The organism is Bordetella genomosp. 7, from assembly GCF_002261265.1.
Lineage (GTDB): Bacteria > Pseudomonadota > Gammaproteobacteria > Burkholderiales > Burkholderiaceae_B > Bordetella_A.
Genome location: NZ_NEVK01000004.1, coordinates 145,894 through 158,428, shown reverse-complemented (window position 1 = coordinate 158,428; position 12,535 = coordinate 145,894). Strand labels below are relative to the sequence as shown.

Sequence of the window (12,535 nt, the reverse complement as noted above, 5' to 3'; positions counted from 1 at the left end):
ACATCGTGAGCCAAGCCAAAAAAGGTCTACCCGGTTTATCCGCAAGCCTCAAGGACAAACTTATCCAGCAGGCGCTACAGCGCAAACTGCGCCAGGCGGGCCAGGAACAGGGCTCCCGTTCCGTACCGCTGGCACCCGCACGCAAGGGAAATATCTCCGAAGAGTTCTATCGGTTCGATATGCACCCCGGCTACCGCCAACTGCGCATCATGAATGAGGGCGCCGCCCGCATGGGCGTGCGCAGCCCCTTTTTCAAACTGCACGAAGGTACCGCCGGCGCCGACACCCGCATCGGCGGCAAGAGCTACGTCAATTACGCCAGCTACAACTATCTGGGCATGTCGGGCGACCCTGTCGTACAGGCCGCCGCCCGCGAGGCTATGGAGCGTTATGGCACTTCGGTGTCCGCCAGCCGCCTGGTATCCGGCGAAAGGCCCATACACCGGGAGCTCGAGCAGGCGCTTGCCGAGTTATACGACGTCGACGACGCGGTCGCTTTTGTCAGCGGCCACGCCACCAATGTGTCGGTCATCGGCTACCTGTTCGGGCCTCGCGACCTGATCCTACACGACGAATTCATTCACAACAGCGTATTACAAGGCGCTCAATTATCCGGGGCACGCCGCCTGCCCTTCGCCCACAACGACTGGGCCGCCCTGGACGCGATACTCGACGAGCAGCGCCATCAGTTCGAGCGCGTGCTGATCGTGCTGGAGGGTCTCTACAGCATGGACGGCGACTTTCCCGATTTGCCACGTTTTGTCGAGATCAAGCGCCGCCACAAGGCGTTCCTGATGGTGGACGAAGCCCATTCACTGGGCGTCATGGGCAAGCGGGGGTACGGCATACGCGAGCACTTTGGCCTGGCCGGCAAGGACGTAGACATCTGGATGGGCACGCTCAGCAAGACATTGGCAGGCTGCGGGGGCTACATCGCCGGCGAAGCCGCCCTGGTCGAGCACCTGAAATTCCTGGCGCCCGGCTTCCTGTACAGCGTAGGGATGCCGCCAGCCGTCGCCGCCGCATCGCTGGCGGCGCTGCGCAGGATGCAGGAAGTCCCGGAGCGGGTGGCCGCCCTGCAGGCGCGCGGCAGGTTCTTCCTGCAGCACGCCAGAGCAGCGGGCATCGATACGGGAAGCAGCGCCGGGCTTGCAGTCGTGCCGGCGATTACGGCCAGCTCGCTGAAAGCCGCGCGCCTGTCGGCCGCGTTATTCGAACACCAGATAAATGTGCAGCCGATTCTGTACCCTGCCGTGCCGGAACAGACAGCGCGGCTGCGATTCTTTATCAGTTGCCTGCATTCTGAATCCCAGCTGACACGTACGCTGGAAATATTATCCAAAATAATATAACCAACTGTAGTTTGCATAATGGCGCCGTAACACCGCCACACATATCAAACGAAGCGTAAATCCTCTCCAAGCCGAATTGCTTTAATCTACACCCCAATCATTTTGAGGAGAAGCAATGATCGCTCGGAACAAGCAAACCATCCCTTCGTCCCGATCCAACAAGGATATCGCCCTGGAGCTGGTAAAGGCCATGCTCGAAGGTGGCGCACTCGACGCCACCAGGGAGGGGGACGAGTGGAAAGACAAGTCACTGCAGAGCAAGGCACGCCTGGATGCCTCTTACGTTGCAAATCTGTATTTTTTTACGTTGCAGCGCCTGGAAAAGGCCGATGAACCAAAATCGGGAATTACGGCCGCATAACGCCACTCTTTGGTGCATTTTCCCAAGTCGCGCGGCACCCCTTAATGTATTTTTGTATTTCTATTGTAGCGCTGTTTTATTGGGAAAATTTGCAAATCGTATCGTTACCCCGCGCAACGCAGTAACAAGTACGCCCCAGAGGACGCTTTTAGCTACATGTAGTGCTTAGTTTTTACATATTTTACGTAACAGAATGGGCACATTATGCCCTTTTCTTTTTTCGCCAGTCACGCTGCTGAAACGCAGTTGGCCAATTATGGCGGTCGAAGCTTTTTATTATCTGCGCGCGCTACGACGTTCTGCGGGTAATTAAAAATAAACCCCTACAGTGAGAAAGCATGACGAAGGTGTTAACGGTATTCGGCACGCGGCCCGAGGCAATCAAAATGGCGCCGGTCGTAAACGCATTGGTGGCAGAAAAGGCCATTCAGTCCCGGGTTTGCGTCACGGGTCAGCATCGGCAAATGCTTGACCAGGTACTGGACCTGTTTTCCATCAAGGCCGACTACGATTTAAACGTCATGCGCCCGGGACAAGACCTGTACGGTATCACCAGCACCGTCCTCGAAGGCATGCGCGACGTCCTGCAGAATTTCCAGCCGGACTACGTCCTTGTTCACGGCGACACCACCACCACCCTCGCGGCCTCGCTTGCCGCTTTTTATGCGCGTATTCCGGTCGGCCACGTCGAGGCGGGTCTGCGCACTCGCAATATTTACTCGCCCTGGCCCGAAGAGGCCAACCGGCAACTGACCGGCCGGCTCGCCAGCGTGCACTTTGCGCCAACGGAACAGGCGCGGCGCAATCTGCTCGACGAGGGCGTGGACGACTCCACGATCAGGGTTACCGGCAATACAGTCATCGATGCCCTGCTCGCCACGCAGGAAAAGGCCAGCCAGGATCGTGCATTGCAGGAACAACTGCACGCGCAATACCCTTTTCTTGCGAAGAACAGCCGCATCGTGCTGATTACCGGGCATCGTCGCGAAAACTTCGGCGATGGTTTCCAGAATATCTGCGAAGCCATACGCGCGTTGAGCGAAAAATACCCGGATATGGATTTTGTCTACCCGGTCCACCTGAATCCCAACGTTCGCGAACCGGTGCATCGCCTGCTCAACCGGCTGGGCAATGTGCACCTGATCGAGCCGATGGAATATCTGCCATTCGTGTACCTGATGCAGCGGAGCTATCTCATCCTTACCGATTCGGGCGGCATACAGGAAGAAGCTCCTTCGCTGGGAAAACCGGTGCTGGTCATGCGAGACAACACCGAACGCCCAGAAGCCGTCGAAGCGGGCACGGTTCGGATGGTTGGCACCTCCGTGGAACGAATCATCGCCGGCGTCAGCGAGCTGGCCGATCACCCAGAAAGTTACAAACGCATGGCGCTGGCGCATAACCCCTATGGGGACGGCCGCGCTGCGATACGCATCGTTGAAGCGATCCTCGCCTCCTCCCCTGGTAAACAAGGTTGAACACAAATGAATGACAACTCCACCCAAACGGTGTCCGTCATCGGACTCGGGTACATTGGCCTGCCAACAGCCGCGATGATCGCGTCCCGCAAGGTAAAGGTCATCGGCGTCGACATCAATCAGCACGCCGTTGACACCATCAACCGTGGACGTATCCACATTATCGAACCCGGTCTGGAACGCATTGTTCAATCGGTCGTATCAGAAGGTTATCTGCGCGCGACCACCAAGCCGGAGCCAGCCGACGCTTTTCTTATCGCCGTCCCTACTCCATTCAAGGATGATCACGAGCCCGACGTTTCGTATATCCGGGCCGCGGTCGAAGCGATTGCGCCGGTGCTGAACACGGGCAACATCATTATTCTGGAATCGACATCTCCGGTCGGCACGACGGAACAAATGGTCCAGTGGTTGTCCGAGCTGCGGCCCGACTTGAAGTTGCCATTGCAGGGCAGCGTCGAAAGCGACGTCTACGTCGCCTACTGCCCAGAGCGCGTGCTGCCTGGCCAAGTGGTCCGGGAACTGGTCGAGAACGACCGCATCGTCGGCGGCATCAACCATATTTCGGCTCAGAAAGCCAAAAGCGTCTACCAGATTTTCGTGCAGGGCCAGTTGCTCGAAACGAACGCGCGCACGGCTGAGATGTCGAAGCTGACGGAAAACGCATTCCGCGACGTGAACATCGCGTTCGCAAATGAGCTTTCGCTCATTTGCGACAAGCTTGACATTAATGTCTGGGAATTGATCCAGCTAGCGAACCACCATCCAAGAGTCAATATCCTGCAGCCGGGCGCAGGCGTTGGCGGTCACTGCATCGCCGTAGACCCCTGGTTCATTGTCAGCAAAACTCCCGAGCAGGCGCGAATAACTCGCACCGCCCGTGAAGTAAACGATGGCAAGCCCGACTGGGTAGCCGCGCAGATCCTCGCGGCGATTCACAGCAAAGTCGTGGCTGGCCAAGATGAAGAGGATGTCACCGTCGCCCTGCTCGGACTCGCATTCAAGCCGGATATCGACGACCTGCGCGAAAGCCCGGCCATGCATATTGCCGAGAGGCTGCATGCCAAGACCCGAGCCAGGATCCTGCTGTGCGAGCCCTATATCGAGGAAAAACCTGCCAACCTGGCTGGCGAACTGGTGTCACCTGAAGCGGCTGTAGAGCGCGCCGATGTCGTGGCATTGCTGGTCAAGCACTCGCCGTTCAAGGAAGTGGATTTTTCCCGCTACGAAGACAAGGTCGTCATCGACGCCGTAGGGCTGCTGCACAAGTAAGCCGCATTTGTTGTTTTCATTACATTCGCGAGCCGCCTTCAGCTGCATCAGCTCAGTCGGCTCGCTTTAGCGTTTTTGCCTTTAGTGCCCAACCGGCCGCGCTGCGCAGTTTCACCGGTTGTTGACATACACGGAGTCGAAGTGAGCGGAACTACCTCGCATGATATGCCGATTGAAAATCCAGGCCTGCTGGATATAAGCAGATCGGACTGCCACGCGCTGTTAGCACTGTCCCACATCGGCGCGTTGGCCGAGTTCGACCGCAGTGTGGCAACCGCACTGGATGGCTCCCGCGTTCTGTTCGTCGGGATGAAGTCGCATCCGCTGGCCAAGGCCTTCAGCCGAACCTCTGCAACCCTCAAGTTCACCACTACCAAAAGCCTGGACCAGTCGGACAAGCCTCTGCACGAGTTTGACGCCGTCGTGATCACGCGCAGCGACCCCAACAGCGAGGTCGCCGCGCAACAGATCATGCGGGTGGCAGAACGCGTGCGAAAAAGCGCGTTCCTGCTCCTCAGGTTGCCTGCGATTTCACCCTATCCTGTCTGCGCGTCCCTCGCTGCGCTGCAGGCTCTGCATTTCCTCGACTATAAAGAAGGCGAGTTGCTGTGCATCGGCGGCGGCGTCGAGGGCAAGCTCGGTGAAATCGATTGGCATCGTGTCGCGGCGGTTTCCGCCGCCGCCTTCGACGAACGCCAGCAAAAGATCACCGTGGCCCTGCGCAGCTGGCAACGGGCAAAATCGCAGGTCTCCGCTACATCGGAAGTGCAGCTGGTCGAGGCAGCCGCCTCGCGCGCCGTCTCACAGGAAAGCAAGCTGCAAAAGGCACTGGATGCGGCGCTGGACCGCAATTGGCGCCTCGAGACCACGCTGAACTCGGTGTACCAGACAGACTCCTACCGCATCGGCGCCGCATTTGTGCAGGCCAGCCAGTCATGGCAAGGCTTTCTCAAGCTGCCGCTCGCGCTTTATGCGGTCCTGCGCGACGGTCGCCGCCGGCGTGCCTCGAAGAAGCTGGGCATCCGCAAGCACTGGGAAGACGGCCTGGCCAGCCTGGCCACGATCGATCCCATCAAGCTCAAACCCGATTGGCTGGCCAAGGTGCAGGCCGCGCTGGCCAACCACGACAACGCCCAGGTACACCACTTAATTGGCAAGCTATCCCGCTCGCGCGGCATGCAGCAGGCAGTGAACTATCTGCTGGTCGGCAAGGTGTTCCGGGCGCAGGGCCTGCACGAAGAAGAGTTCCAGCTAAGTCGGCTGGCCCGCGAAATCTCGGAAGACGAGCCAGTGTTGCGAGGGTGTTTCTGGGCCGCCATATTTTCCAATAAGGTCTCCGCCGCGTACCGCGTGGCGCAGGACCTGTATGCACGCTACGAAGGCGACGCGGCGGTACGCCGCACGCCGTTCTATCGCAATATCCAGCGTCATCCGGTCAATGTGCTGGGTCTGTTCAACGATGTACCCGTGGTAGAGCAAAGCCTGGCATCCGTCTCGCCGGTGCCGAACCGCGTAGTCTACTTTGCCCATAACGCGCTTCCTCTGTCTACGGGCGGCTATGCCGTGCGCACCCACGAGATTGCCCGCGCGCTGACGCGCGAAGGCTTCGACGTGCACGTTGTGACGCGTCCGGGTTACCCCAGGGACATGGTGTCGCACGGCAACATCCCTGCGCCGGACAAGGCCGTGCAGATCGACGGAGTGCACTATCACCAGATTCCCAAGCCGCTGCGCAAGAGCGCCAAGTACAGGGCCGGGCTGCAGACGGCCGAATACCTGCAGCGCGCCACGGATGCCATTATCGACAAGCTGCTCGAGCTGGCGCCATCCACCGTGGTTGCCGCGTCCAATTATGTCACCGCCCTGCCCGCCTATCGTGCGGCCAAAGCGCTCGGCCTGACCTACTTCTACGATATCCGCGGTTTCTGGGAGATCACCAAGGCCTCCAAGGACCCCGCCCATGCGCAAACCTTCGATTACGCGCTGGACCGGGAAATCGAATCCACGCTCGCGAAATCGGCCGACCGCGTCTACGCGCTGTCCGAGCGCCTGAAGCATGAACTGGTGAACCGCGGCGTGGCCGAAGAGAATGTCGGCCTGCTGCTCAGCGCCGGCAACCCCGAGACCTTCGCTTCCGGCGGTGTGGACCCGTCGATGAAACTGCGCCTGGGCATCCCCGTCGATCGGCTGGTCATCGGCTATGTGGGCACCTTTGCCTCCTACGAAGGACTGGAAGATCTCGTCGTGGCCTGCGCGCGGCTGAAATCCCTGGGCCATGAGTTCCGGCTGCTGCTCGTAGGGGGCAGCAACACAATGGCCAGCGATGCGGACCCCGCCATCGCCGAACTGCGCCGAAGCGCCGAAGCCCATGGCATCGCCGATTGGCTCGTCACGCCGGGCCGGCTTCCGTATGTTGACGTGCCCAGGATCTATACAGCCATCGACGTCTGCGCCTTCCCCCGCCGTTCCCAGCCCGTAACCGAACTGATTTCGCCCATCAAGCCGATCGAAGCCATGCTTGCGGGCAAGCCCCTGATCGCCGCCGACGTGGGCGGACTGACGGATCTCGTGCAGCCCGACGTCAACGGTGTGCTGTTCGAGAGCGGAAACGTGGACGACCTGGCTGGCAAACTGGCAGGGTACCTGACCGATGAGCAGGCGCGCCGTACCCTCGGAGAAAACGCCCGCCGCTGGGTGCTGGACAATCGCACCTGGAACACCACCGTCAAGGAATTCGCTGCCGACATCGGCCAGATACGGCGCCAGACGATGCGCGCCAAGCTGGCCTCGGACGGCTCCTTCCTGCAGGCGCTCAATCCGTCCGCCCTGCGCGCGCGCCACCGTCCGCTGTCGACTGAACTCGCGATATTCCGCGAACTCTTCGACGCTGCGCGCCACCAGGGCAAGCAGAACCCGATCCTGCCGACATCGAAACGACGCTCCGTGTACTTTCTGCACAGCAGTCTGCCGCACCTGTCCGGCGGCTATGCGACGCGGGCACATGGGCTCATCACCGGGATCACGCAAAGCGATTGGGACATCCGGCCGTATACGCGCCCCGGGTTTCCCAAGGACATCAAATCGGCGAACCGCCTGCTTACGTTTCCGGCCGTCGATGTTATCCAGGGCGTGAATTACCGACGAATTTTCAATGGTGAAGACCGCATGCGGGCCAGCGAACTGGCATACATGCTGTCAATGGCGGACGAGTTCTACCAGGTGCTCGTGCAGGAGCGCCCCACCCTCGTCCATGGCCGATCCACCTACTTGACGGCGCTGCCCGCCATGCTGGCCGCCACGCGGGCCGGCCTGCCTTTCGTCTACGAGGTATCGGGGCTTTGGGAACTGGTACACCAGTCGCGCGACACCTCCGGCGAAAAGACCGACCTGATCGAGCGCATCCGGGAACTGGAGAACTTCACTTTCTCCAAGGCGCAGGCGTTGATCACCCTGACCGACGACATGATGACCGAGCTGACGGGACGCGGAGTGCCCGACGGCCATATCACCCTGATTCCGAACTGCGTAGACCCCGAGAAGTTCGTGCCCTGCGAACGCGACCAGGCCCTGGCATCGGCCATCGGCATTTCACCTGGTACACCGGTCATCGGATACATCGGTTCATTTGTCGACTACGAAGGCCTCGACGATCTGCTTTCCGCGTCCCGGATCCTGCTGCAGCAAGGGCTCGACTTCAAGGTCTTGCTGGTTGGCGATGGCAATGGCAATCATGAGGAACTTGCCAAGGAACTCGGCGACAGCGTCATCCTGACCGGCCGGGTGCCTCATGAAGACATCGCCCGCTATTACTCGATCCTGGACGTCATCGTCTACGCGCGCAAACCCTGGGAAGTGTGCGAAACAGTGTCACCCATGAAGCCTTTCGAGGCGCTCGCGCAAGAAAAGGCCGTCATCGCCTCTAGCGTGCGCGCGCTTGCCAATATCATTCATGACGGCTCCACCGGCCTGATCTTCCAGAAGGGCAGCATCGAAGATCTGGCGGAAAAAATACGTACCTATGTCAACAACCCAGACCTGCGGCGGGAGCATGGACGAAAGGGTCGCCAATGGGTGATCGACAACCGCAGTTGGCGCAGTGCCGGCGCGGACGCTGTGCGCGTATACGGCCAGGCTCTGGAGCGCCACGAGGCCCCCGCCGCTGCCGACGCCCAGGCCCTCCGGGCCAACGGCCACACCGGCAAGCCGGCCGGCGCGCACGAGCTGGTCGGCATCGAATTAGATGGACAGGCTGCCCCTGCCGCACGCAGCCAAGTCCGTCATGCGCACGAGGCCAACGTGTCTCCTGTACCCCAGCTGGAAGGCTAGGACCCCGCAAAGCGCCAATCCTGGCCCGATACCTACATTGAGACAAATCGGATGATTACTACTACGACTCGCCCCATCAAGCCTGGCTATGCTCCGCAAATGTTCGACGCCACTGCGAGGCATGAGCCTGATGACCTGGGCGGCCTCGAGGAAGGCAGCTACCAGGCGCGCATCGGCGAATTGCAGATCGACTTCACTCTGTCCCAGACTGACCACGCGGCAAAACGTCTATTCGTGATTCTGGCGGGGCAACAGCGGGCTGACGCGGAATGGCCGCTGGAGCAACTGCCGCGGAAATTCACCAATCTTCCCGGCACGACAGTCCTCGTCAATGACCCCACACTGGCCTTGACGGCCAGGCACGCTATCGGATGGTTCTTCGGCAGTCGCGAGCAGTCAGGGATCGTATCCCTGTCGCTACTGGTCGACAGCCTGCGGCAGCGACTGGGAGTCGACAGGCATCGCATTTATATCGTCGGAGAGGCCTCGAGTGGGCTGGCCGCCATTCAACTGGGCTGCAAGATAGGAGATTGCTCGGTCATTTCGATCAACCCGCATACCGATATCCGGCTCTACAACCGCGCCTACGTCGCCGACTTTTTCGCCCACCTGGCCGTGAGCGACCCTTCTGTCCAATCGGCCGACCTGGAGTTCAATACGCGCCTGTCCGCCGTCGACGCCTTGCGTGATTCTCAGGAAACGCGCGTGATGTATTACGAAGGCCAACACAATGCAGACAAGCCCAACCGGCATTTCCAGCACTTTTGCCGCGAATTCGGCATTGACGAAGACGAACAGCTGAGCGATCTCGGCACGCTTCAAGTCATTCGCTCGAACGACGCCGCGGAGGCACCGGTCGGGTTCCGGCAACTGATGTCCCGGGCCATCAAACTGGCGGAACGCACCGCGGCCAAACCGGTGCGAAGCACGGCGGTCGAAGAAGTCGCACCCGCCGCCCGGCGATCGGGCCCCAACCCGTTCCTGACCAAGCTTGCGCCGCCGGATACGCTCGTGGCTCACCCGTGGGGAGTCTGCGGATCGCTCAAAGAACTGGATTCGACCAGTATCCAGAATGGCCGCTTCGTCGTACGCCACCGCGGCGGCGAGTTTCAATGTCTGCTGAACATCAAGCCGGATTCGAACAAGCTGTTCGTGATGCTATGCGGTGCGACGAACCGCCGCTTCGCCCACCCGGATTTCCACCGCGTCAGCTGGGCGCCCGAAATTCCCGGCTCTACGCTTTATGTCGCCGACCCCACACTGGGGGTGACCCGCAAACTCTCGCTGGCCTGGTACGTGGGCACACGCGATAACGACTGGGGCACGGGGCTGGCAGAAATGGTGCGCGCCGTGGCGGGCAAGCTGGGCCTGGGCACCGACTCCGTGATCACGTATGGGTCGTCGGGCGGCGGATTCGCGGCCCTGATGACGGCCGCCCGCCTGGGCGACGCCACGGCGGTCGCGATCAATCCACAGACACACGTGCTCCAGTACCACCCCAAGAACGTGCGCACCATGTTGCTTTCGAACTTCGGCACCTCCGAATACGAAGAACTGCCGCCGTCAATGGTCAGCCAGCGGTTTGACGCCATCCGGGCGTTCCGGGATGCGCCCAAGGCCAAGCTGCTTTATCTGCAGAACGTGAATGACATCCATCACTATGAGGAACACTACCTGCCGTTCTGCGAAAAACTGGGTCTGCCGATATACGGCGGGGTGAAAGATGGCCACCTGGAAACCTGGCCGTACAAAGATGCGCATGGGCACCGGGGCGAGCCCCCTGCCCTGGTGCCGGATATCCTTGCCAAGTCGATTGCGCTGAGCGACATCAGGGTCGTCGTCAGTACGCGCCAGCGTACGGATGCCATCTTCTGAGCCGGCCAGCCCGCATCAATATGCAAAGTGTGCTCACCTGGCTGGGCCAGCGGCTTGCCAAGGGGCCCGATCCGCAGGCCCGGTACGCCAGCGTTCGTGTCGGGCTGGTCAGCGATGACCTGACCAGCAGCGCCCTGGCAGCCGAAGTGCGGACGGTGCATCTCACACCGCAGAACTTCCGCGCGATTCTGACACGCAGGCAGGTTGATTTCGTTTTCGTGGAGTCGGCCTGGCTGGGATACAAGAAAAGCTGGCAATACAAGATCGCCAGCTACCCTAGCCATCCGGATCGCACTAACGAGGCGTTGATCGAGCTGGTGCACACCGCTCGAGACGCCGGTATTCCCTGCATGTTCTGGAACAAGGAAGACAGCGTTCATTTCGAGCGTTTCATCGACAGCGCACGCTGGTTTTCCGCCATCTACACTGTGGACGAGAACACACTGCCCCGCTACGCCGAGGCCACGCGCGGCCAGGCAAGGCTGGGGGTGCTGCCCTTTGCTGTGCAGCCGCGCATCCATGATGGCCAGCGCCGTGCCAACCCGGTCAGCCGCCTTTGCTTCGTCGGCAGCTATACCTGCAACATGCATTTCGAGCGCAAGGCACGGCAGGAAATGCTGTTCTCGGCCGCCTCGGCATGGGGCCTGGATATCTTCGACAGGAACTCGCGTCGCCGCAACCATATCTACCGCTACCCCAGTTTTCCCCGCACCAAGATATACCCCGCAGTGTCATACGAGCGTACTCCGCGCATATATCAGGAATATGTCGGGTCACTCAACGTCAATACCGTGGAAGATTCCCGGACGATGTTCTCGCGGCGGCTGGTGGAGATCATGGCCTCGGGCGGCCTGGCCATCACGACGCCCAGCGCTTCGGTGTCCCACCTGTTCAAGGACTGCTGCCATGTCGTGCACAGCAGGAGCGACGCGGTGCAACTGTTCGAACGGCTATCCCGCGGGCGGTCGCCACGCGATGCCGCGCTGATCAGCCACGGACGCGAAGTCGTGTTCAAGAATCACCTCTGGGTGCATCGCCTGCAGATGCTCGAAGAAGATGGAATGTTCTGAGGCCATGAAACGCACTTCCATTCAGGTGTTCCGCGCAGTCGTCTATGCACTCACCTTGCGCGAAATGCAGGGCCGCTTCGGCCGCGCCCGCATGGGTGCCATGTGGACGCTTTTCGAGCCTATCGCCCATTTGGTGGCGCTGACACTGATCATGGTGTACATCCGGGGCAGGACCATCCCCGGCATCGACTATCCCGTCTTCCTGCTCGTCAGCCTGACACCCTTCCTGCTGTACAAGAACATCGCCCTCAGGATGATGCTGAGCATGGAGGCCAACAAGGCACTGTTTGCCTACAAGCAAATCCAGCCATTCAGCAGCTTTATGGGCCGGGTCGTCGTCGAGTGCGTGCTCAGCACCACGGTCTTCATCCTGGCCTACCTGACGTTGACCTGGATAGGCATGAGCACCACGATTGCCAAGCCGGCGGAATGGGTGCTGATGCTGTTTCTCGGGCTGTTCTTTGCCATCGGGCTGGGGCTCGTACTGGCCGCGATCGCCACCCTGATGCCGGAAAGCAAGTTTCTCATCCGGCTGTTGTTCATGCCGTTGTACCTGATATCCGGCGTCATCATTCCGCCGTCGAGCTATCCGTCTACATGGCTTCCCATTCTGATGCTCAACCCGTTCATGAATGTGCTGGAGCTCATAAGGTCGAATATTTTTCCCTACTACCGCCCGGCAGACGGCACGTCGCTGAGTTACGTACTGGAATGCACGCTGGTGCTGCTGTTTCTGGGCATGGCTGCATATCGGCTGCTCCGTTATCGCATGATGGCGATCTAGTCGCCGCCACGGAGCCC

The 12,535-nt window shown here is 60.3% G+C and carries 8 protein-coding genes; all 8 read left to right on the top strand.

From position 1 onward, the window contains the following. Positions 1-5 precede the first annotated feature (5 nt). The 8 genes from CAL19_RS07945 (at position 6) to CAL19_RS07910 (ending at position 12,518) form a co-directional block, all read left to right on the top strand. Entirely contained in the window at positions 6-1,352 is a 1,347-nt protein-coding gene (locus tag CAL19_RS07945; RefSeq protein ID WP_026641328.1) for an aminotransferase class I/II-fold pyridoxal phosphate-dependent enzyme, read from the top strand. A 115-nt stretch (positions 1,353-1,467) separates the two neighbouring features. Continuing rightward, positions 1,468-1,713 carry a hypothetical protein gene (locus CAL19_RS07940; protein WP_026641327.1) on the top strand — a complete coding sequence of 82 codons (246 nt, stop codon included), beginning with the start codon at positions 1,468-1,470 and terminating at the stop codon, positions 1,711-1,713. A gap of 338 nt (positions 1,714-2,051) precedes the next feature. Continuing rightward, complete coding sequence (gene wecB, locus CAL19_RS07935; RefSeq protein WP_026641326.1) at positions 2,052-3,191, top strand: non-hydrolyzing UDP-N-acetylglucosamine 2-epimerase; 1,140 nt, start codon at positions 2,052-2,054, stop codon at positions 3,189-3,191. A 6-nt stretch (positions 3,192-3,197) separates the two neighbouring features. After that, positions 3,198-4,463, top strand: coding sequence for a UDP-N-acetyl-D-mannosamine dehydrogenase (wecC, locus tag CAL19_RS07930; RefSeq protein ID WP_026641325.1), 1,266 nt, complete (start codon positions 3,198-3,200; stop codon positions 4,461-4,463). Positions 4,464-4,604: 141 nt separating this feature from the next. After that, positions 4,605-8,789 (top strand): glycosyltransferase, encoded by a 4,185-nt coding sequence (locus CAL19_RS07925; protein WP_141214367.1) that lies wholly within the window; start codon positions 4,605-4,607, stop codon positions 8,787-8,789. 51 nt (positions 8,790-8,840) lie between these two features. Beyond that, positions 8,841-10,664: an alpha/beta hydrolase family protein gene (locus CAL19_RS07920; protein ID WP_141214366.1), complete on the top strand. Its 1,824-nt coding sequence runs from the start codon at positions 8,841-8,843 to the stop codon at positions 10,662-10,664. Between the two features lie 20 nt (positions 10,665-10,684). Beyond that, on the top strand, positions 10,685-11,734 hold the full coding sequence (locus CAL19_RS07915) for a CgeB family protein (protein ID WP_051423911.1): 1,050 nt from the start codon (positions 10,685-10,687) through the stop codon (positions 11,732-11,734). A 4-nt stretch (positions 11,735-11,738) separates the two neighbouring features. Beyond that, positions 11,739-12,518, top strand: coding sequence for an ABC transporter permease (locus tag CAL19_RS07910; protein WP_026641321.1), 780 nt, complete (start codon positions 11,739-11,741; stop codon positions 12,516-12,518). Positions 12,519-12,535 lie beyond the last annotated feature (17 nt).